The organism is Pseudoalteromonas sp. P1-7a, assembly GCF_001401855.1.
Taxonomy (GTDB): domain Bacteria; phylum Pseudomonadota; class Gammaproteobacteria; order Enterobacterales; family Alteromonadaceae; genus Pseudoalteromonas.
This window is the reverse complement of record NZ_LKDU01000027.1, coordinates 1-21236: the sequence shown is the minus strand read 5'-3', so window position 1 is coordinate 21236 and position 21236 is coordinate 1. Positions and strand designations below refer to the sequence as shown.

The following is a 21236-nucleotide window of genomic DNA, read 5'->3' as shown; positions in this document are numbered from 1 at the left end:
CAGTACGCTGGCACTGCACTTTACTACTTTGCAATTTAATAATCTGAGAAAATTATGACAATTCAAGCACGTTTTAAGGATGAAATTTTTGAAAAGGACGCTTCAATATCACCAGTAGCAATTACTGCTATAAACACTAAAAATAAACAGGCACAACCTGAAAAGCCAAATGCCCGTACCCCATTAACAAGCTTAATTAACGAGTTACTTATTCCGTTTGAAGGTTACGGATTAAACGATCTTAACAACGCTAATTTAATGAACCGTGTAGACAGCAAGTTTATGCTACCACTGTCTTTTTTACCTGAGCTGCTTACTCATATACAAGGGCAGTACCGTGTACTTGATATACAAGGAAAACGTTTATTTTCTTATTATAATCAGTACTTTGATACGCCCGAACTCGATTTATATAAAGCCCACCATAACGGCAAGCTTAATCGCTACAAAGTACGCCAAAGGCGCTATGTTGATACCGCTACCGAATACCTAGAAGTAAAACTAAAAAACAACCAAAGCCGCACAGTTAAAACACGTATAAAGCTCGAAAAAAATAACCAGCACGCTAACAACACGGCGTTTATTAAAGAGCAAATGCAAAACCACTTTGCACATTTAAACGTAACACAGCAAAGCGGCTATAACCGCATAGCCCTAGCTAACGAAGAAAAAGCCGAGCGCTTAACGCTTGATTTTAACCTGTGGTACAACACCCCAAAAGGCGATAACAAAATAACCTTACCGGGCTTTTTTATTGCCGAGCTTAAGCAAAGTAAAAAAACAAAACACTCGCCATTTTATAAGCTGATGAGCAAGCACCACATATTCCCAGCCTCGTTTAGTAAATACTGCATTGGCTGTGCTTTGCTCTACCCCGAGCGCTTAAAAGTAAACCGCTTTAAACCTGTTTTAGCCCGTTTAAAACACCTTAACCGCACTAACCCACTTTTACCTTTAGAGAATAATTAAAATGACCAAATTAGATCTTATTTTTCTTTCCCGCTTTTTAATAAACATCTTATCGTTGGCTGTACTTTGCTATGGCTGTTACTTTCGGTTTAGTAAAAATGCAGTAGTGGCAGGCTCGTTTATTTTATTTGGCGTAGGCGTTTTTATTATTACCTTTTTACTGCACGGGGTTGATATGTCGATGGAGTTTGCCTTTGGCCTATTTGCCGTATTCACCATGCTAAGGTACCGCACAGAGTCTATTTCTATTAAAGAAATGACCTACTTATTCCTTGTTACTGCCATTGCTTTACTGACCTCTGTAGGGCAAATGAGCCTAATTGAGCTAAGTATTCTTAATGGCATTATTTGCTTAATTGCTTTTTTGATTGACTCAAGCGTATTTGTCAAACGCTACGAAGTACAAAGCGTGTGCTACGAGCGAATAGAAAACATAACCCCGCAAAACCAAGCCACACTCATCAACGATTTAAAACAGCGCACAGGCCTAAACGTAGTGGCCGTAGATATAGAACACATCGACTTTTTAAGAGACGTAGCGCAACTAAAAGTAAGTTACTTAGCTGAAAAACAAACAAAGGTAGCCTAACATGACCCCTAAACAAACGATTACTTATGCGGCTCTTTCAGCGCTTTGCTTTGTTAGTAACGCAAGTTTTGCCAAAATTAACGACGATATAGACCTAAGCGGCTATATCATGCTCGACTACAACAAGTTTGATACCGCATTACTAGAGGGGCAATACGACAGCACCCGCTCAGAAAGTACCTCTGAAATACGCCGCGCACGGCTAAGTTTTAAATCAGACATAAGCAAAGACTGGAAAAGTAAATTTCAGCTTGGCTTTGCTGATGGCGAAACCGAAATAAAAGACGCCTACCTAGAATACTCTGGCTGGGAATTTGCCGATTTAACCATAGGCCAACAAAAAGAAGGTTTTGGCCTAGAAAAACTAACCAGCTCGCGTAAATTATTAATGCTCGAACGTAGCATGATAAGCGAAGCGTTTTCACCAGGGCGTAGCTTAGGTATTAGCCTTTCGGGAGACATAGCCTCAGTAAATTGGCAACTAGGCTATTACGAGCCCGACGAAGACGAAGCAACGTCTGTTGTTACAGGGCGCGTAACTTGGGTGCCATGGCAGCAAGATACTAACTTATTACATCTTGGCGTTGCATTTAGTGAAAGGCAGTACGATGGCAACGAATTTAGAGTGAATGAACCTCTTGAAGTTTATACCGCCGATTCATTAATAGAAGGCGATAAAATTAATGCCGATAACCTCTCGCAACAAGGCGTAGAGCTACTATGGCTTAAGGATAGATTTACCATGATGGCCGAGTGGCAACAAGCACAAGTAACCAGTATTGAAGAGTCAACCAATGATTACGAAGGCGGCTATTTGCAATTTGGTTATCAACTATCAGGCGGATACCGTAAGTATAAAAACGCAAAACTAGGCGCAAGCTCAGAGCCAGGCTGGGAAATCACAGGCCGCTACAGCCTACTTAAGCTCAAGCAAGAAAACCAAGACGCAAAAACCTACGCCCTTGGCGTTAACTACACCGTAAACAAAAACATAAAATTTATGGCCGACTACATTAAAGCCGATTACTTTGAGGCAGGCGGCACTATCACATCGGGTAATGCAATCTCATTAAGGCTGCAGTATTCGTTTTAATGGGCTTAGCGTGTTTAATCGGTTAACCTAAAACTATAAAGCCCCTGTGTTACACGTTACGTTTAATACAGGGGCTATTTTAATAGGGCTGTTATAAACAATATGATTATACACACTCTTTGAAAGTTACTTATCAAGCTGGTACTTACTCCACTAGCTTGAAAGTACTAATTACAGTGAAACTTAGTGAACAAAAGGTGAGCTATGGGCTAGTACAGGCCGCTATCGATAAACTAAACTTGCAAACGGGTTTAGGGGCAAAGTAAAAAACTTTTAAAAAAGTGTACTAAGGGCGAACTCGCTTTGCCTAATGTTAAAAGCAATGCATAGTAAAAATGCTACCCATGCCGAATCACTCTTAATTGCTTTGTTAGCTGCGTTTCAAAATTGGCAATACTTCTGGTGTTTCAGTATCTAGCATTTCCAAAACGCTTTTAAAGCCATGTATAGGTGACCACCCTAATTTGTCACATGCAGATGATGAATCATATACGCGATCTAAGCTTTGAGGTAGTTGCCAATCTCTTTGTTTAAATGCTAGCGCGATGTCAGGACATTGACGCTCGATGACAGATGCAGCATCAGTATATAGCGCTTCACAATCAGAAAGTTGAAAAGGTGTAGCGCCTGAGATTATAAAACGATTAAAACCACTTAAGCGTTTTTCCACAGAACATAAATGAGCGTTTGCTACATCACGAGCATCTATACCACGAGTAAGGCGAAATACTGCCATTAAATCCGCAGGTTCAGGAAAGCATCTCGACATTTGCAGCACAGTAACTGGAAGCTGAAACAACTTTGAAATTTCTTCTAGCTTAGCTTCAGCCGCAATTTTACTTTTATGATAAATCGACTTGGGTTGAGGAGTAACGTCTTCATTAATCCAACCTGCAATACCTTTAGGTGTTGAAGCATAGCCGTACAATGCAGTAGTGCTGGTAAAAATAAAGTGCTTAATACCTGCTTTTAATCCAGCCAGAGCGAGTTTCTCGGTCGCGTCTACGTTAATAGACTGAAACGCAGAATCAGGTACTAAACCCACATGGGGAGCGTGAAGAGCCGCTGTATGAATGATGACATCAACATTTTTAAGAGCCCGTTCAATCAGATCACTATCAAGAATATCACCAATGTAATCGGCTGTTGAGCAAGGCGTTTTATCAATGCCAACCACGTCATGGGTGCGCATTAATTTAATATAGATTGCACGCCCGACTCTACCGGCAGAGCCTGTTACTAAAACTCTCATCACCACACCTTACTAATGATTAGCCTCAAAGCAGCTAACAACCTTACTAGAGAACACTTACCCTATTTTAGCACGAAAACATCCCCATTTAATGAACTTATATCAATGGAAATAGTGTAAGCTATTGTCGGCTATAAATATTATGTCTTCTGAAGTTTATATAAGCATGTCAAAAAGCGGTAAATTTTCCCTTACTAAGTTAATAACGATTCATCAGAAAGACTATACCTCGCCCATAACCGCCCCAAAACATTTAAGGTAAGTATGAATTTTTAATTTGGAATCTCTATTTAATGCTTTGATTAGTTAAAGCCTAAAAACCAAATAAAAAACGCAAGCCCCCTATAAGGCGAGGCTTTGATAAGTAAGTTTCCAATAGGAGTCTGAATATTTCCCATTCAATGCTGGAATTGAGCTTATTTCTCAATTAACGCAGGAAGGGTTCACCCGTACGTTACTAGCCACTCAACTACATTAAAGGTATAAGGCTATAGTTAATTTGATAGGCGTACGCTGGCAAACTTCGCTAGTGCGGCATCAGCAGGCACTGGTATACCTTGATGTATTAAGTCAAGATTTGACCCCTTTAACCCTTTTCTTACTTTCGCCCAAACTTGATCTAAACCCAAATAAAGCGGGGGGGAATTAGTCATACTTTTCCTAACCCCGTCCATCAGAACCTAGCAAGGACTTTAGAAGATTCATGTTCAAAAATGATTTTGATCGATCGTCTGCTGATCGCTCTTAGCCAAAGTTCGAATTATTGCTATAAACTGCACTTCCAGTTTAACTCATTTCTGCCCCTTTTCGAGTTAGCAAACTGCATATTTTGCAAATTGGTTTTGACCCATTACTTGTTTCGTTCGATTTACATCAGGAGTTATTGTATGAGATTAGGCCTAATTTTTTACATGTAATATCTATAAAATTTAGGCCTCATCATTATTTCTATTTTTACTCAAGAATGAACGGTTGAATTAGCCGTTGATCGGGCCTTTATTAATGGTAGTTAATGGTTGGTTCACGTCAAAAATCACACCGCGGACCTCATCCACGCCCATCTCTTTTAAGCGTGCGCTATGCATTGCTAGGTAAATCTCTGCGCTGTGTTGGTCTTCAAAAAGGTAAACACCACCAGCCAGTTTTTCGGCTTGATTTTCTGTCCATATTTTCCAGATCATACCTGGTTCATAGTTGATAGATTTTGCTAGGTCAACGAGTGCGTTCGACATCTCTTCGCCAAATGGGCCGTTAAATTCAAAATCGACTTGTAATAATTTCATGGTTATTTCTCCAAACAGATACATGGTATTGCGCTGAGACTCATGGTCAAATCGCAAACATAAGAGGCTTGATTGCCAGTTAGGATATATATTACCTGTAAAAAATAGACAAAAAAGTTCATAATATTGCCATTAACTGTCAGGATTTTAGACCGATGAAATTAAAAACAACCCTAGATCAATGGCAAACTCTTTATGAGATAGATCGTGCTGGAAGCATTCAGGCTGCGGCATTGCAACTAAATAAGAGCCATACCACGCTGCTTTATGCGTTGAGAAAATTGGAAGGTCAACTAGGTGTGTCGTTGGTTCAGGTTGAAGGTCGCAGAGCAGTGTTGTCTGAAGACGGTAAAGCGTTATTGCGCAGGGCTAGCAGCATACTAGAACAAGCGCGAGAACTTGAGCTGATCAGTGCGCAGTTAGCAAAGGGGGTTGAGTCTGAAATAGTGGTCGCAGTTGATCATTTGTGCTGTCTTGAGCGCCTTTATCAACCGATGGTTAATTTTCTAGCTGAAAATAACAGTACATCGATACAAGTGGTAGAAACTTCGCTATCGAAGACCACTGAAATGGTCTCTCAAGAAGTGGCCGATGTTGCCATTATTAATCTACCCATTACCAATTACCCTGCGGAAGCCTTTGGTTTTACCATGATGGAGCCCGTTGTGGCGAGCTCACATCCGTTAACTAGGATGACGTCTATATCGCTCAATCAGCTCTCGATGCTACCACAAATCGTGGTGAGGGATTTAGGTTCGGTTGAAAAGCTGGGCGAGAAAAAAGATGTGGGTTGGTTGAAGTCGAGTCAGCGTATTACGGTTGATAATTTCGACCATGCCTTTAGTGCGGTAGAACAGGGTGTGGGTTATTGCAGGCTGCCAAAGCATATTGTTGATAGCCGAGGTAGTGGGAAACTGGCTATTTTGAATGTGGAAAATGGCGGTGGTTATCAGGTTCCATTACATCTGACTTTACCTAAAGGGGCAAAAACGGGACAAGCTACAAAACGTTTTTATGAATTGCTTCTAGAGTCGGTCTCTAGATAAGTGGTTTTTGTAATACTCTAAATAATCCGTTGTTCTCTAATTTAGTAATGTAACTGACTATTTTTACCCAAAAATGAGTTAGCACCCATCTGCTATTCGCTCATAAACGCCTTGCTAAATTTTTAGCGTCAAATAACTTGGCCTATGAGGACAGTCTTTTAATACGGGTTCCAACAATATACCGCTATCCATAGTGTATTGAACCAAAAAAATAAAGAATGAAACTTTAGATTGGCATCTCGATTTTACGTTTTATTGATTTTAAGCCTAAAAACTAAATTCCAAACCTTATGATAAAAACCCAAATAAGGAACAATAACACCACCGCTACAAGCCTTGCCACATATAGCTCTTCATTCCAGATGTGTGACAAACCATTCCAAAGTTGAATGAGAAAGAACATATAGCGATCTTTTTTGATCTAAAAACTGCGATTATCCACTTATGTGCAATTTGTCATAAAACTGCAATCAAAATAGGTGATAATTTAAACTCGAACTGTATTTTTTATAATCTAGAAGTTGAAGTAAATGAGCACACCAATGACGCAACTCACATTTGCGTTACAGTCTTTTGAAGATCCTCTCTCTGCGGCGATGGGCCACACAATGGAATACGAGCAGTTAACCTTGCAAGCCAGTGCTATGCATGAAATAACGCTGCAATGCGTATTGCCCGACGACGCCCACGAAAACGATATTATTTCGTTGAGCGCAACGTATCCCAGTGCCCGTGATGCGCAATACTTTAGTGAAAAAACACTCACTAATGCCGATTTAGAGCGTGGTTATGTGTATTTAACATTAAGTAGAATTACCCAAAGTCACTGTTTGGTAATGCAATTAATGCTGCACGGCTTAAACGCCACTTTAAAAAATAGTTTGCAGTTTGATATGCAAGTAAATGCGTTTGAGTCAGGTTATAAAAAACAACAGCAGCTTAAAAGCCAAGTTAAGCCTCACGGCGTTAAAAAGTACTTTCGTAATATGAGCTCAAGTTTATTTTCGTTTTTTTAATGTATTGATATACGAATTTATAAAAGCTTAATCAGCAAAACTCACTTTACCCATAGTCACCCCAACAATACCCTGCGCAGTGTTATTTAGGTGTTGCAGCTCACCGGCTAGGCATTCGTTTGCTAAAATAGCAAATAACACAGCCTCTTTTGCATCAGGGTTTATGCCTAAATCATCGGTATTTTTAAACGCTTTTATACTTGGGCACAGCGCATTAAGGTGCGCCATTAATAACGGGTTATGAATACCGCCACCACTTGCGTACACCACACACTCTTTAGCACTTTGTGTGCATTCATTTAACGCATTTGCAATTACCCTCGCGCTAAACATATTTAAAGTAGCCATTACATCTTCATGGCTTAAGTGCTGTGTATTTGTTTGCAGCTGAGCAGCATGTAAATACGCTAAATTAAATACCTCTGGCCCCGTTGTTTTAGGCAGCTCAAGTTTAAAAAAGTCGTTGCCACACAATGCATTTAATAAGGGTGTATTTACATTTCCGGCTTTGGCTATTTTTGCGTCATCATCAAAGTGCATGCCTTTAAAATGCTGCTGCACGTACGCATCCATAATGGTGTTACCTGGACCTATGTCGCTACTAAATACGCTATTTGCATCACCGCTTTTAGGTAAAAACGTTAAATTAGCAATACCGCCCATGTTTAATAAAATGCGGTTTTCATTGGGGTTTGCAAAAAATAAGTAATCGCCATATACCGCAAGTGGTGCGCCTTCGCCCCCAGCTGCTATATGTTTTTGCCTAAAATCGCCAATTGTTGTAATGCCGGTGGTAACGGCTATTTGGTCGCTATCGCCAATTTGTAATGTGCCATTAGTAAAGCTTTTATGATTATGCTGCGACCGAGGGCAGTGGTAAATGGTTTGCCCGTGGCTGGCTATTACATCAATACTTGCCGGATTTACTTGCCAAGTATGTAAGCACTGATTAACTATATCACCATGGAGTTTACCTACCCACGGATGCAGTAAAGTTACTAGTTCTAAATTGCACTCTCGTTTGGCAAATACCTGCTTTATTTTAGTTTTATACTCGTTGTTATATTCAACGGTAGTAAAATTTAAAACTTCAATTTGCGTATTTATACCTGCGCCCGTTACTTTACACAGTGCTACATCGAGCCCATCTAACGAGGTGCCACTCATTAAACCTATAATCAAACGACTTGGTTTTTGGGCACTATTATAAAGGGCGGCTATGTGTGGGTGCATAAAGGTATCTTAAACAGGTATCATATTTTGCTTATATTAGAGTACTTTAAAACAAAGTTATAGGCGTAAACAGTTAATCTTTGTGATTGTGCAATCTCTAATTGCTTGCTAAGTTGCCCCGTATACACCACACACTTAATTAAAACAATGATCACCCTAAGAGACTTTAAACAACAAGACGCACCACACATTATTAAAACCTTAAACGATGAACAGGTTACGCGTTTTCTATCCTCTAAAATTCCGTTTCCGTATACGCAGGCCGATGCCGATTGGTGGATAAACCAAGGCGCTAAAAATGGGATTATTAAAGCAATTATTGTAAATGAGCAATTTGCAGGATGCATTGGCATAACGCCAGGAGAGTTTGAATATAGCCGCAGTGGCGAAATAGGCTATTGGCTTAATAATCACTTTTGGGGGCAAGGAATAATAACTCACGCAATTACACAAATTTGCGATGAGGCCTTTAAAAACTCAAACCTAAACCGTATTTTTGGCGCTGTATTTGCTGGTAATACCGGCTCTATAAAGGCACTGACTAAATGCGGCTTTGAAGCCGAGGCCATACTTAAACAAGCCATTTATAAAAATGGTGTATTTTACGATAGCCATATTTTTAGCAAACTAAAATAAACCATTTAGAATAAATACTCTGTAAAGGTTGAATTACCAGCCCCCCGCCCAAAACTCCTGTTATAAGGTACAAATTTGTACATACATATACTGCTTAGCGCGCATTATTGTTTATGCCAATTAGGTTATTAAACGCATAAACACTCGTTAAGTGGGTTAACCCAAAAGGAGATTTTTATGTCTGCAACTAGTCGTCAACTTACTTTAGCATCACGTCCGCACGGTGCCCCAACCGATGAAAACTTTGAACTGAAATCAGTAGATTTACCAGCGCTTGAGGATGGCGAAGTACTATTACGTACTATATACCTTTCACTTGACCCTTATATGCGTGGCCGCATGAGCGATGCTAAATCGTATGCCGATCCGGTCAATGTAGGCGATGTAATGGTAGGCGCTACCGTGTGCCAAGTAGAAGAGTCTAAAAACGATAAATTTAGCGAAGGTGAATGGGTACTTGCCTACACTGGTTGGCAAAGTTACGCCATTAGTAATGGTGAAGGCTTAATGCAATTAGGTAAAGAGCCAGAGAATCCTTCGTACGCACTGGGTATTTTAGGTATGCCAGGCTTTACCGCTTACATGGGCTTACTTGATATTGGCGCACCTAAAGAAGGTGAAACTGTTGTAGTAGCCGCCGCTACAGGGCCGGTTGGTGCAACCGTTGGCCAAATAGCTAAAATTAAAGGTTGTAAAGTGGTAGGCGTTGCTGGTGGCAGCGAAAAATGTAGCCACGCAGTTGAAAAGCTAGGCTTTGATGCTTGTATTGATCACAAAGCCGATGACTTTGCAGATCAGCTAGAAAAAGCTTGTGATAATGGCATAGATGTTTATTACGAAAATGTGGGCGGCAAAGTGTTTGATGCCGTATTGCCTCTACTTAATACCGCAGCCCGTGTTCCACTATGTGGTTTAGTATCACAATATAACTCTACCAGCCTGCCTGATGGGCCTGACCGTATGGGTATGCTAATGGGCCAATTGCTTACTAAACGTATTAAAATGCAAGGCTTTATAATTTTTGACGATTACGGCCATCGCTACGATGAATTTGCACAAGACATGCAAAAATGGCTTAAAGAAGGCAAAGTACAATACCGCGAACACATGGTAGAAGGTATTGAGAACACTGTAAGCGCATTTAACGATATGCTTAGTGGTAAAAACTTTGGTAAAACCGTGGTTAAAATTAACGAGCCTCTTTAAATTTTACAAAGCGTTACTGCACACGCAGTAACGCCAACAAGGACTGACATGATAAAACTACACCATTTAAATAAATCCCGTTCTAAACGTATTATTTGGCTTTTAGAAGAGCTAGATGTTGATTACGAAATTGTTGCCTACCAACGCAACACAGAAACTTTTTTAGCCCCTGACGAACTTAAAAAAGTACACCAATTAGGTAAGTCACCTGTTATTGAAGACGATGGTTTAATTGTTACCGAATCTGGCGCCATTACCGATTACCTAATTACTAAGTACGGTAACGGAAAATTTGCGCCAAAGGCAGGCACCGCTGAATATGTAGATTATCAGCAATGGCTGCACTTTGCTGAAAGCTCAGCTATTTTACCGCTATTACTTAAAATGTTTGTTTTAAAAGATGGCGCTAAAACAACCTTTTTAGAAAATTACGCAGACGCAGAAACCGTTAAAGTAATTAGCTACTTTAACGACCGACTGCAAGGTAAACGTTACTTAGTAGGCGACACCTTAACTGGTGCCGATATTATGATGTCGTTTATTGTAGAAATAGTTAAAAACTCAGGCCAGCTTGCGCACTTTAAACACCTTGTAAAATACGATGAGCAATTACAAAGCCACGAGAAGTTTCATACGGCTAATGAGCTAGAAGCTAAATACGATTAAGTACAAAACACAGATAAACCAAAGGGGCTTTTAAGCCCCTTTTTTAATACGTCTGCTTCAATGATTCCCAACAATGCACTCCTCCCGATAAAGTTTGTAAAATAAATTAACAATTACCGGTCTATTATTGCTTAAATGCACTTTTTTTGGTGCATAATATTATAAATACCTCATTAATCACCTTTGGTTAGTGTTTAAATTGGAAAATAACTATGACAATCAACATGCGCCTAGTAACGGGCTTTGGCATTATTTTAGCTATGATGCTTATTTTGACTGTGATTGGTATATCGCGGGTAAGCCTTATTAATAGCAACATAACGCATATGACCGACGTAAATTCGGTAAAACAGCGTTACGCAATTAACTTTAGAGGTAGCGTACACGACCGTGCTATAGCACTTAGAGATGTAGTTTTAATAACCGAGCAAAGCACATTAAATACAGTGTTAACTGATATAAAAGAGCTGGATGCATTTTATCAAACCTCAAGTCGTGCTATGCGTGCTTTAGTGAGTGAAATGAGCAGCGAAGAGCGCGCGTTAATAACTAAAATTAACCAAATAGAACAACAAACGCAGCCGTATATTAAAGCGGTTATTAATGCTAAAAATAGCGAGAACTTAAACGAGGCGTCGCGTATTTTATTAACCGATGCCCGCCCTGCATTTACGCTTTGGTTAAACACTATAAACCAGTTTATAGATTTACAAGAGCAAGCAAATCAGGCCACAACCGTTGAAACCCGCGAAGTAGCTAGCTCCTTTGCAGTATGGATGATTGCGCTTACTGCGTTTGCTATTTTAATTGGTGCAAGCGTGGCGTACGTAATTAGTTTGCGTATAAGAGATTCTGTAGGTGGTGAGCCACAAGAAGCCGCTAAAGTAATAGCGCTAATTTCACAAGGCGATTTAACTGCAAATGTAGATTCGTGCTGCCCAAATAGCATGATGGCCTCAGTAGCCGTTATGCAAAGTAAATTAAAAACTATTGTAGATAGCATTATTAATTCATCTGATGAGCTCTCTACGCACTCGGCAAGTGTTGCCTCTGGCTCACAACAAGCACTTAGCGCAGCCGATGCGCAGGTTACCTACACAAACTCTGCAGTAAGTAGCTTAGAAGACATGAGCCGCAGTATAAACGCAGTTGCAGGCTCTGTTAAACAAACTGAAGATAACTCAAAGGTAACCGCGCAATTATCGCAGCAAGGCAGTATTGCAGTGCAAAAGGTGGCAGCCGAAATTGAGCAAATTTCCGTAACGGTTAAAGCCACCGTACATCAAGTGAATGTGCTGCAAGAACATGTAAAACACATTGGCGATATATTAAGTGTGATCCGCAGTATTTCTGATCAAACTAATTTATTAGCGCTTAATGCAGCAATAGAAGCAGCACGTGCAGGTGAATCTGGCCGAGGCTTTGCTGTTGTAGCCGACGAAGTAAGGCAGCTTGCCCAACGTACAGGCGATGCGACCGGCGACATTGAAAAAATGATTTTACAAGTGCAAGAAAACACGCAAGCGTCGGTAACCGCTATGGAAACCACCGTACCCCAGGTAGAAAATGGCTTAACTCTAACCCACGAGGCAAATGAGCTGCTTAACCAAATACAACAACAAGCCAACGACTCATTAAATAATGTGCTTGAAATTGTAGAAGCCACATCAAACCAAGTAGCAACCGTTGCACAAATTAGTTCAGGCGTTGAAGAAATTGCCAATATGTCGCAAGAAACCAGCCAATCGCTTAATAACAATGCGCAAAAAGCCGTTGCACTAGCCGACCTTTCAACAACATTAAAACAATACATTAGTTACTTTAAAGTGAAGTAATTTTTTAACGCATACAACAAAGGGGCTTTCAAGCCCCTTATTATTTGCACGTATGTTTTTATTATGCCAATCCACATAATTAAGTGATCTATTTTGAGGATGGATAAACGTGTTGATAGCAAGGCAAAAAAATCGCTATTTAGTTGTTCTAAATGAGAATTTTTTAACGCAGATAGTGGCACGTTTAGTCCCTGAAAACGATTAAGTATTATTACGGATTGGTATTAAATACCCGCTATTTCGCGCTCAGTAATACACTCGTTTGAGGCCATTTCGAACTCGCGGCACGTAAGCGGGCGGTTTTCGTAAATAGTACACATTAGCGTGTTACGGTCGAGTGCTTGGCACCAACCGTCGTCACCTCGTTTCATTACTTCGCTGCCCCACTTATCGTAATCAATGTATTGAAAAGGCACGCCCGTGTCGGTCACTATGCGCACTTCTAATTGGCAGCAACATGCCTGGCAATTAGCGCAGGTTACAGGCTCAGGTGCAGAGGAGATAGTTTTACTTGGAATAACAGTGTTAGGCATAGTGACTTAATAAAAAAGAGTAAGCCACTAGGATACAGGAACTCATACCAATTGCATTAAATAGCTATAAATTAGCGCGCTAGTAGTTTTGCTTTTATATCGCTGTAGCGCATTTGCTCGCAAAGCGCAAAGCCGCTCAGTTGGCGTACTTTATTACGAGCAAATAATGGCACACTCATGCCCGCTAAAAAGCGGCACTGAGTTTCAATACCTACACTGTGAATGCCTTTTATTGCCATGTGCGCTAAAAACTCATCCACTTTTTGATAAATAACGTCATCGGCAATGTGAGCAGGCTCTATTGAATACTCAAGCTTTACCGCATTACCACGGCATACACTGCAATGCTCGCATTGCGCAGGGGCATTATTATCATCAAAATAACGCGCTAAGTTATAACTTAAGCAACTTTGTAGCTCAAAAAAGCGTACCAATGCAGCTATACGTTTAATCTCGGCTTGTTCTTTTTCACTAAAATAGCTGTGTAATTGCTTTGCAAGCTCAGGGTTATTTATCACCTCACTATGCACTTTGTACACTTGGGTAATACGTTTGGTTTCAAGGGTTATTAGGTTTTTTTCGGCTAGGTAGTCAAGCGCGGCCACTACGCGTTTACGGTCAACCTGCGCGGCTTGTGTAAGGGTGTCGAAATTAAGCGTGCCCCATATTTTTTTAAAGTCGGTATGGCTAAATATTTGCGTTAAAAAGGCTTGGCGCTGCTCGTCAAACTGGCTCAGTAGTTCGTTTTTATCAACCAAAAACTTGTATTTAAAATCGGCGTAGTAAGCATATTGCGGCGTTATTGCGCCTTGCATCTCGAGTTGTACCAGCAATGTTTTAAGCGCTAGTTGGCGAATATTACTCTCGCTCGATAAGCTGTACTCTTGCATTTCCCATTGCTGCGGCTGGGCTTTAATATCGTTAATTACGTATTCAATGCCGCTAAGCTCAGGGGTGTCGCCGTACACAAAGTTTTCTACTGTGTTTAGGCCATCTAAATTAGCTAGGGTGTAGCAGTTTGATGGGTTGCCATCGCGCCCTGCTCGGCCAATTTCTTGGCTGTAGTTTTCAATTGATTTTGGTAAATCGTAATGAATAACAAAGCGAATATCTGATTTATCAACGCCCATACCAAAGGCTATAGTTGCCACCACAACGTTAATTTTACCCGCCATAAAATCATCTTGAATTTGCCACCTTAACGTATCTTCAAGCCCTGCATGATATGCAACCGCCTGTATACCTTGCGCACTTAACGTGTTTGCTACTTGCTCAGCACTTTGCTGAAGCGTTACATACACAATACCTGGGCCGTTTTGCGCACGCACTATGTTAGTAAGCTCAGTGTTTTTATCAGCTGTTTTTACACTTAGCACGCTTAAATCAAGGTTAGCGCGGTAAAAGCCTGTTTGTACAATACACTCTGGGGCAATATTAAAACGCTCGCTCATATCGCGTTTTACTTTTTTAGTGGCGGTAGCGGTAAGTAATAGTACCAGTGGAATATTTAGCTCTTCGCGGTATCGCGGTAGTTTAAGGTAGTCGGGTCTAAAGTTATGGCCCCATTCCGATATACAGTGCGCCTCATCTACCACCAGCATAGACAGCGCAACTTGGCTTATAAACTCTCTAAAACGCTCGTTTTTAAAACGCTCAACCGACACCATTAATACTTTAATTTTACCATTTCGCACATCGTTCATTACAGTGCTGCTTTGCATTTGGTCTTGGCTCGAATCAAGGCTTGCCGCGTAAATACCTTTGCTATTTAAAAAGCTAATTTGATCTTTCATCAATGCAAGTAAAGGCGAAACCACCAAAGTTAAGTTAGGTAAATGCATAGCCGTTAACTGATAACACAACGACTTACCCGACCCCGTAGGAAATATAGCCAGTGACGACTGCCCATTTAAAAGCTGCTCAATAGTTTGCTGTTGCCCTGCCCTAAATTGGCTAAAACCAAAATGCTGCTCAAGTGATGTAATTAATGGCGTGGTCATAAATATCCTTTTAGGCTAGGGAATAGGCTTTAACAGCAAAAGTGCAACGTAAATGAAATATTTGCATATACCCCAAAGCATCTCAATATAAGAGTGTCTGTTGGCATTAAAAGCAATTTGGATTAACCATAAATTGCAAGTATTAGCGGCTTTGTTGCAACAATCAACAAACCAGAAAAACCTACTTTAAATCAATACAATAAAAGATTTAAAAGCATTTAATACCAGCGTTATACCCTACTAAAGCAAGCTGCCTTTTCTGTAAAGTAACGCCTTTATGTTAGGCCCCTGTAAAGCGCTAAATTTTTCATATCAGGGCAATTTAGACCTTAGTATACAACAAATAAGCTTATCAATTGCTGACATATGTTTTATTTAGGCGCAAAATACGCAGCAGATGCTCAATGGTGCTAACAGCCAAGCTAATTTTGTATACCCAAGTGATTTTTTATAAGCGTTATAAGCAGATTATTTGGGTATATTATTTTTTAAGGGCATTGCTATGAATATAACTAAACCTAAAATCGTCGTTATTGGCGGTGGCGCAGGCGGACTAGAGCTAGCAACACAATTAGGGCATAAATTAGGGAAGAAAAAACAAGCCGAAATTCTTTTAATCGATAAAAACCGTACCCACATATGGAAGCCGTTACTACACGAAGTAGCGACAGGCTCTATTGACCCCGATTTAGATGGCGTTGTGTATTCAGCCCACGCTGCAAAACATCATTATAATTTTCAGCTTGGTACATTTTGCGACATAGACCAAAGCAACAAAACCATTACCCTCGCGCCGCATCTTGATGAACTAGGCCACACTATTTTGCCAAAGCGTAGCGTACGCTACGATCACCTTGTTATTGCCATAGGCAGTGTAAGTAACGACTTTAATACCCCAGGTATAAAAGATCATTGCTACTTTTTAGACTCAAACCAGCAAGCTGAGCGTTTTCAGCATTCTCTACTCGACAGTTTTACTCGCCTGCATCAAGACGATAACCAACAGCAATCATTAAATATTGCCATTGTTGGCGGCGGCGCAACCGGCGTTGAGCTATCAGCAGAGCTTTACCATGTGTCTGAACTACTGAAGCTTTATGGCCTTACAAATATGTCGTCTAAGCGTTTACATATACACCTAATTGAAGCGGGGCCGCGTATTTTACCCGCTCTACCCGAGCGCATTGCCGATAGTGCAAAACGCGAATTATTAAAGCTAGGTGTAAACGTGCGAGAGCAAACACAGGTTAAAGAAGCTACCGAGCAAGGGTTTATAACAAAAGACGAAGAACACATAGACGCCGATATAATGGTGTGGGCTGCCGGTGTAAAAGCGCCTGACTTTATTAAAGATTTAGGTATTTTTGAGCTTACCCGTAGCAACCAAATTAAGGTTAACGAGTTTTTACAAAGCACTGTAGATGAAAGCATTTTTGTACTTGGTGATTGCTGCGCCTTTACCCAAGAAGACGGAAAGCTCGTTCCACCGCGCGCACAATCGGCGCATCAAATGGCGCTGTGTGTAGAAAAAAACCTCATTGCCACGTTAAAACAACAGCCTTTGTGTGGCTTTAAATATAGCGACCATGGCTCGCTCGTTAACTTATCGCGCTACAGTACGGTAGGTAATTTAATGGGTAACTTAACCAGCAATACCTTTTTTATAGAAGGTAAAATTGCCCGTTTTATGTATATATCGCTGTATCGTATGCACCAGCGCGCCATACACGGCAGCGCAAAAACCTTTGCATTATGGATAAGCGAAAAAGTACTGCGTGTTGTACGCCCTAAAATGAAATTGCACTAGTACATATACACCAGCTAAATAGTCAAAAAGCTTTAATAGGTAATGTAAATTATCTTTTAAAGCTTTTTTGCTTTATGCGTATTTAAAAGAGTACCATGTAGATAAATATATTTGTGAATTCAAGGGATTGACGCTAATGAAAAAAGTACTTTTTGGGATTGTAACAATCACTGCCTTGGCTGTTTATTTTTTCCAAACTCAACCTCATTTTGAAGATGTTGAGCACACTGAAAAAGTGGAACCAACCACCACTGAGCCCAGTATAGTTAATAAAAATAAGCCAAGTGAGGACTCACCACTACAGGTAGTTAATAAACTAAAAAAGCAAATTAGCCTGTGTAGAGATCAATCACAACAACAAAGTACTAAAATACAAACCTTGAATCAGTCGCTTGTTTCATTTTTTGTAAGTGAACTCAAAAAAGGGACATCGGTATCCACGCTTTTAAAGTATTCAACTTTATCAAAGCTTAATCAGCGCACATACATTGCCCTTTTAAAAGACGCCATTGTTGCTGAGCAAAAGCAGCAACTTAACATTACTCACTCTTTAAACGAGTTAGCTAATTGGCAAGGTATTGAAGCAATTAAAAACCTCACCAACGACAAAGTAAAAAAACTACTCAAAGATTTAGGCAACAGTAGCACGGCTCCACCGGGGCTTACTATTAGCTTGCCTGTTGATGAAAATGTACAAAAAGAAACGCTTTACGCTTTATTAAGCAACACCGATACATTTACAACTTATGTGCAATCGTTTATTAAAGTTGAGGGCAGTGAGGTAATATCCCCAGCAACATTATTCGTACTTAACGCAAATAAACTCTCGCTTAAAGAGTTTGAGCAAGCTATTTCATCTAACCAATTTACAGTGAATGAAGTGGCTACCGCTATAAAAAATGATATACCTAATGAATATATTATTGCCCTTTTACAGCAAGTTCCCGCGCTAGATGCTATGCCGCTATACGAACAAAACACTGTTTTATATAACTTAGCTGATATTGCGGTCAGTAAATTTAATTTACCCCTTGTAGAAGCACTACAAGCAAAAGGGATTACGCCAACCAACGAGCCTGGTTTATTTACAGGGTTAGACGTAGCTATTGTAAACCTGCCAAAAAGCGGCAACTTAACCCTAGCCCCATTAGATACTAAACACACCCAGCTTTTGGACTATCTTAAAAAGCGTGGTTACAAGGCACATAGCGGCAATGCGAATAACGACCTAAATAACCAAGGGGTATTTTTTGTAAATGACTTTATTTACCAGCAAGGTGCCTATATTAATAAGCAGGACAACCCTACGCAATACGCTTACTTTAGCCCTATAGGTAGAATAAGCAATGCAGAGTTACCTAAAGTAACAACTAACGATAATTCTGCCATAGCTACTTATTTAATAGACCTAGAACAACAAAAAAATGAGCTACAAGCGCGTAGTAGCAATTGTAATGATCTACATAAAGAGTTAAAAACCGCCGAACAGTTGGTTGATACAAGGCAAGCTTACAATCAAGTTTGGAATGCAAATGAAGAACACGGTGATAACACCCCAGCCGTTTTGCAAGCAATAGACTCTGTATTAGTTAACTACTGGTTTGCTTCACAAAACAATCAGCACTCATACGGTAGAAGCCAAAGCACATTTAGCGAACTATTATCTAAAGAGCAATACCAAAAAGCGTATGAGTACAGCCTTAGTACAGTATTAACTCAAGCCGAAACGGATACGCTTTTTTCTTTATTACTGTTAAAACCTGATGATTTAATCACTCTTTGGCAAAGCCGAGTAGAACCTAAGCCACCGAGTGATTTACTACGATTGAGCAAACTTCCACTTAGTCAATGGCAAAAACTAAAACACGCTGGTTTTGATTTTTCGATTACCGACGTGTATGGCCGCGACGTATACCTTCAAGCAATGTTTGCCTCAAGTGATATAGTGCAATTTTTAATTGATAATAAAATACCCTCTGATACAAAAAAGCTGGGCGTAGATATACTCGACCTAGCGCTAGAACAAAGCTATAACCAAGGGAAATTAAGCAAAACAGTTCCTTTAGCGCTAAAGCTAGTTAAAGAGTTTGAGCCAAACCACTTAGCCCGCGTAGCACGATTAGAAATGTTTTACCCTGAGGTTTATCAGCAGTTAATTCAGCTAAAACCAGCGCTTAAGCCTGCCCAAGGCACAGAGCTAAATCATTATATGTTTGATAATCACTAAATAACCCGCTAAGCACGCTAATGCCCTTAGCGTGCTATATAGCTAAATTAATGTCTTTAATATTTAACATTGCCTGTGTAGAGTATTTAAAACAATTAAAGGATTAGGGCTATGACGGGTAAAACGCTAATTTTTAATTTTGATGGTACCGGGGGCGAGCCTCGCGATGCAGAGCAATTTAGTTCAGATCATTTTAAAGAAGACAGTAGTATTTCTAATATTCTTAAGCTGCATTTATTATTAGGCGGCAAACTCGATGACTCCCCCACCACCCCATTTACAAACCAGCTTAGTTTTTATTATCAAGGTATTGGCACCAAAGGAAGCCGCCTAAAACGTATTTTAAACCAAACTTTAGCGCCACGTGGTGACGATGTTGCCAGTATTTTAAATCAAGCCATGCGTGATTTTAAAACGCATTACCAACTAGGCGATACCCTTTTACTTACCGGTTTTAGCCGGGGCGGCGCACTTGCACGGCGTTTTGCAAAAATCCTAGAGCCTTTAATTAGCGATAATGTTTACGTATGTGTATTTGATACCGTGGCCTCAATTGGTTTATCAAAAGTGAGTAAAGCAACACGCGGTGCCCAGCATGTTATTTTTGAAAACCACACCATTGCCAAAAATATTTCGCAGGCACTGCACTGCGTAGCACTTGATGAAAAACGCCGTGCGTTTGAACCCACCCTAATGAACCATCAAAATAATATTACCGAGCTTTGGTTTGCAGGGGCGCATTCAGATATTGGCGGCGGTTATTACCGCGATGGCCTAGCTGATATTTGCCTGCGCTATGCGCTTGAATGGTTAATTGAGCAACCACTTAAAATTAGTTTATTAACCAGCCACGATATTGACTACGAAACCTTATTGCCTGGCAGTAAATTAGTTGACCAAGACGATGTAACCGTAACGCCCGATCCTCTGGCTTTAAGCCATCAGCAAAATTACTTTTGGTTTAATTCCATTTTTAAATTGGTCGACAGGGAATGTTGTGTACTGATTAATAACGAAGCAAGCAACCTTGAGCCATTAGTTCACCAAAGCGTGGCTACACGGATTAATAAACTAACCAGTTATCGCCCAGAATCGCTTAAAAAACATCATTACAAAATGAGTTATAACGACGGCACAACATTAAGCTTTGTCGGGTTAAGCCCCCACATTGCACTCGCTAACCAAAATATGAGCGTGCTTGGGATTAATCAAAGCCAAGATGTAATGGTATTTGCCTCAGAGCAATATAACACCACCGGTTTAATGCTTGAGCAAGGCGCTACGTATCGCTTTACACCTTATCCAAACCAGTTTTGGTACGACGATGGCGTAAAGTGTACTGCCAGTGGGTGGCATCGCGATAACGTGCAATTAGGTGTAAAAGAAATCCCCATAGCATTACTTGAACCATTTAGACGACTTCCTCGCGCACAATGGTTTTCTTTAGTAGGTGCTATAAATCAAAACGATGAACACCTGTTTGAAATTGCTGGTGGCAGTGACATAAAAGTAGCTAAATCCGGTGAGTTTTGTCCCTTTGCCAACGACTTAAGCCGCTTTTACGGCGCTAATGCAGGGAGAATAAAAGTAAAAGTAACCCGCATAAGTTAAATGGGCTGTAATAGCGCAGCTTGCTGGCGTTTTAAAAGCAACGCTTTAACCGGGGTATAAAGTGATTGTTTCACCACCGAGAAGCGAAGGAGAGTACCTGGAGAAGTGACTAAACGATAAGGGTGCTTTCTCTGTGAAGCGCGACGCGCCTCGGTGTACTCGGTGGTGGAATTAATGAGAAGCTGCGCTTCTAACGTGAGCAAGCTCGACGTCTACAAGTTTCACTTCTCATTT

The 21236-nt window shown here is 40.4% G+C and carries 18 protein-coding genes; 12 read left to right on the top strand and 6 right to left on the bottom strand.

The window, feature by feature from the left end; all coding sequences use genetic code 11:
• The first annotated feature begins 54 nt into the window (after positions 1-54).
• Genes AN389_RS15220 through AN389_RS15210 form a run of 3 tightly spaced genes read left to right on the top strand, consistent with a single transcriptional unit; the run spans position 55 to position 2651 of the window.
• A complete protein-coding gene (locus AN389_RS15220; RefSeq protein ID WP_055020179.1) occupies positions 55-969 on the top strand; it encodes a polyphosphate polymerase domain-containing protein in 915 nt (304 codons plus the stop codon).
• A 1-nt stretch (position 970) separates the two neighbouring features.
• Positions 971-1558, top strand: coding sequence for a DUF4956 domain-containing protein (locus AN389_RS15215; RefSeq protein WP_055016106.1), 588 nt, complete (start codon positions 971-973; stop codon positions 1556-1558).
• 1 nt (position 1559) lies between these two features.
• Positions 1560-2651: an OprO/OprP family phosphate-selective porin gene (locus AN389_RS15210; RefSeq protein WP_055020178.1), complete on the top strand. Its 1092-nt coding sequence runs from the start codon at positions 1560-1562 to the stop codon at positions 2649-2651.
• 370 nt (positions 2652-3021) lie between these two features.
• Here AN389_RS15210 and AN389_RS15205 read toward each other — a convergent pair whose 3' ends face one another.
• The 3 genes from AN389_RS15205 to AN389_RS15200 form a co-directional block, all read right to left on the bottom strand.
• Positions 3022-3903, bottom strand: a complete 882-nt coding sequence (locus AN389_RS15205; protein WP_055016108.1) for an NAD(P)-dependent oxidoreductase — start codon at positions 3901-3903, stop codon at positions 3022-3024.
• Positions 3904-4397: 494 nt separating this feature from the next.
• On the bottom strand, positions 4398-4556 hold the full coding sequence (locus AN389_RS20405; RefSeq protein ID WP_160318636.1) for a hypothetical protein: 159 nt from the start codon (positions 4554-4556) through the stop codon (positions 4398-4400).
• 324 nt (positions 4557-4880) lie between these two features.
• Entirely contained in the window at positions 4881-5210 is a 330-nt protein-coding gene (locus tag AN389_RS15200) for a monooxygenase (RefSeq protein ID WP_327077729.1), read from the bottom strand.
• Between the two features lie 131 nt (positions 5211-5341).
• Here AN389_RS15200 and AN389_RS15195 point away from each other — a divergent pair, with 131 nt between their 5' ends.
• Together AN389_RS15195 and AN389_RS15190 are read left to right on the top strand one after the other, a co-directional pair.
• Positions 5342-6232, top strand: coding sequence for a LysR family transcriptional regulator (locus AN389_RS15195; protein ID WP_055016111.1), 891 nt, complete (start codon positions 5342-5344; stop codon positions 6230-6232).
• Positions 6233-6762: 530 nt separating this feature from the next.
• The gene (locus AN389_RS15190; protein WP_055020177.1) at positions 6763-7248 is read left to right on the top strand and encodes a hypothetical protein; all 486 of its coding nucleotides are present in this window, start codon (positions 6763-6765) and stop codon (positions 7246-7248) included.
• A 27-nt stretch (positions 7249-7275) separates the two neighbouring features.
• Here AN389_RS15190 and AN389_RS15185 read toward each other — a convergent pair whose 3' ends face one another.
• Complete coding sequence (locus AN389_RS15185) at positions 7276-8481, bottom strand: anhydro-N-acetylmuramic acid kinase (protein ID WP_055020176.1); 1206 nt, start codon at positions 8479-8481, stop codon at positions 7276-7278.
• A gap of 147 nt (positions 8482-8628) precedes the next feature.
• On the opposite strand from AN389_RS15185, the gene AN389_RS15180 reads away from it, so the two are divergent.
• The 4 genes from AN389_RS15180 (at position 8629) to AN389_RS15165 (ending at position 12824) form a co-directional block, all read left to right on the top strand.
• On the top strand, positions 8629-9117 hold the full coding sequence (locus tag AN389_RS15180) for a GNAT family N-acetyltransferase (RefSeq protein ID WP_055020175.1): 489 nt from the start codon (positions 8629-8631) through the stop codon (positions 9115-9117).
• A gap of 177 nt (positions 9118-9294) precedes the next feature.
• The gene (locus AN389_RS15175; RefSeq protein WP_055016115.1) at positions 9295-10323 is read left to right on the top strand and encodes an NADP-dependent oxidoreductase; all 1029 of its coding nucleotides are present in this window, start codon (positions 9295-9297) and stop codon (positions 10321-10323) included.
• 48 nt (positions 10324-10371) lie between these two features.
• Positions 10372-10989: a glutathione S-transferase family protein gene (locus tag AN389_RS15170; protein ID WP_055020174.1), complete on the top strand. Its 618-nt coding sequence runs from the start codon at positions 10372-10374 to the stop codon at positions 10987-10989.
• Positions 10990-11201: 212 nt separating this feature from the next.
• Complete coding sequence (locus tag AN389_RS15165) at positions 11202-12824, top strand: methyl-accepting chemotaxis protein (protein ID WP_055018288.1); 1623 nt, start codon at positions 11202-11204, stop codon at positions 12822-12824.
• Positions 12825-13048: 224 nt separating this feature from the next.
• Here the strand turns inward: AN389_RS15165 and AN389_RS15155 are convergent, their stop codons facing one another.
• Together AN389_RS15155 and AN389_RS15150 are read right to left on the bottom strand one after the other, a co-directional pair.
• Complete coding sequence (locus AN389_RS15155; RefSeq protein ID WP_055020172.1) at positions 13049-13357, bottom strand: YkgJ family cysteine cluster protein; 309 nt, start codon at positions 13355-13357, stop codon at positions 13049-13051.
• Between the two features lie 71 nt (positions 13358-13428).
• Positions 13429-15357, bottom strand: coding sequence for an ATP-dependent DNA helicase RecQ (locus tag AN389_RS15150; RefSeq protein ID WP_055020171.1), 1929 nt, complete (start codon positions 15355-15357; stop codon positions 13429-13431).
• A 502-nt stretch (positions 15358-15859) separates the two neighbouring features.
• Here AN389_RS15150 and AN389_RS15145 point away from each other — a divergent pair.
• The 3 genes from AN389_RS15145 (at position 15860) to AN389_RS15135 (ending at position 21002) form a co-directional block, all read left to right on the top strand.
• Complete coding sequence (locus tag AN389_RS15145; RefSeq protein WP_055020170.1) at positions 15860-17164, top strand: NAD(P)/FAD-dependent oxidoreductase; 1305 nt, start codon at positions 15860-15862, stop codon at positions 17162-17164.
• 136 nt (positions 17165-17300) lie between these two features.
• Entirely contained in the window at positions 17301-19391 is a 2091-nt protein-coding gene (locus AN389_RS15140) for a hypothetical protein (RefSeq protein ID WP_055020169.1), read from the top strand.
• Between the two features lie 111 nt (positions 19392-19502).
• Positions 19503-21002: a DUF2235 domain-containing protein gene (locus AN389_RS15135; RefSeq protein ID WP_055020168.1), complete on the top strand. Its 1500-nt coding sequence runs from the start codon at positions 19503-19505 to the stop codon at positions 21000-21002.
• Positions 21003-21236 lie beyond the last annotated feature (234 nt).

What these genes read in the sequence shown, in the direction of transcription:
- AN389_RS15220 (WP_055020179.1), top strand. Translation starts at nt 55, where the DNA reads ATGACAATTCAAGCACGTTTTAAGGATGAAATTTTTGAAAAGGACGCT.
- AN389_RS15215 (WP_055016106.1), top strand. Translation starts at nt 971, where the DNA reads ATGACCAAATTAGATCTTATTTTTCTTTCCCGCTTTTTAATAAACATC.
- AN389_RS15210 (WP_055020178.1), top strand. Translation starts at nt 1,560, where the DNA reads ATGACCCCTAAACAAACGATTACTTATGCGGCTCTTTCAGCGCTTTGC.
- AN389_RS15205 (WP_055016108.1), bottom strand. Translation starts at nt 3,903, where the DNA reads ATGAGAGTTTTAGTAACAGGCTCTGCCGGTAGAGTCGGGCGTGCAATC.
- AN389_RS20405 (WP_160318636.1), bottom strand. Translation starts at nt 4,556, where the DNA reads ATGACTAATTCCCCCCCGCTTTATTTGGGTTTAGATCAAGTTTGGGCG.
- AN389_RS15200 (WP_327077729.1), bottom strand. Translation starts at nt 5,210, where the DNA reads ATGTATCTGTTTGGAGAAATAACCATGAAATTATTACAAGTCGATTTT.
- AN389_RS15195 (WP_055016111.1), top strand. Translation starts at nt 5,342, where the DNA reads ATGAAATTAAAAACAACCCTAGATCAATGGCAAACTCTTTATGAGATA.
- AN389_RS15190 (WP_055020177.1), top strand. Translation starts at nt 6,763, where the DNA reads ATGAGCACACCAATGACGCAACTCACATTTGCGTTACAGTCTTTTGAA.
- AN389_RS15185 (WP_055020176.1), bottom strand. Translation starts at nt 8,481, where the DNA reads ATGCACCCACACATAGCCGCCCTTTATAATAGTGCCCAAAAACCAAGT.
- AN389_RS15180 (WP_055020175.1), top strand. Translation starts at nt 8,629, where the DNA reads ATGATCACCCTAAGAGACTTTAAACAACAAGACGCACCACACATTATT.
- AN389_RS15175 (WP_055016115.1), top strand. Translation starts at nt 9,295, where the DNA reads ATGTCTGCAACTAGTCGTCAACTTACTTTAGCATCACGTCCGCACGGT.
- AN389_RS15170 (WP_055020174.1), top strand. Translation starts at nt 10,372, where the DNA reads ATGATAAAACTACACCATTTAAATAAATCCCGTTCTAAACGTATTATT.
- AN389_RS15165 (WP_055018288.1), top strand. Translation starts at nt 11,202, where the DNA reads ATGACAATCAACATGCGCCTAGTAACGGGCTTTGGCATTATTTTAGCT.
- AN389_RS15155 (WP_055020172.1), bottom strand. Translation starts at nt 13,357, where the DNA reads ATGCCTAACACTGTTATTCCAAGTAAAACTATCTCCTCTGCACCTGAG.
- AN389_RS15150 (WP_055020171.1), bottom strand. Translation starts at nt 15,357, where the DNA reads ATGACCACGCCATTAATTACATCACTTGAGCAGCATTTTGGTTTTAGC.
- AN389_RS15145 (WP_055020170.1), top strand. Translation starts at nt 15,860, where the DNA reads ATGAATATAACTAAACCTAAAATCGTCGTTATTGGCGGTGGCGCAGGC.
- AN389_RS15140 (WP_055020169.1), top strand. Translation starts at nt 17,301, where the DNA reads ATGAAAAAAGTACTTTTTGGGATTGTAACAATCACTGCCTTGGCTGTT.
- AN389_RS15135 (WP_055020168.1), top strand. Translation starts at nt 19,503, where the DNA reads ATGACGGGTAAAACGCTAATTTTTAATTTTGATGGTACCGGGGGCGAG.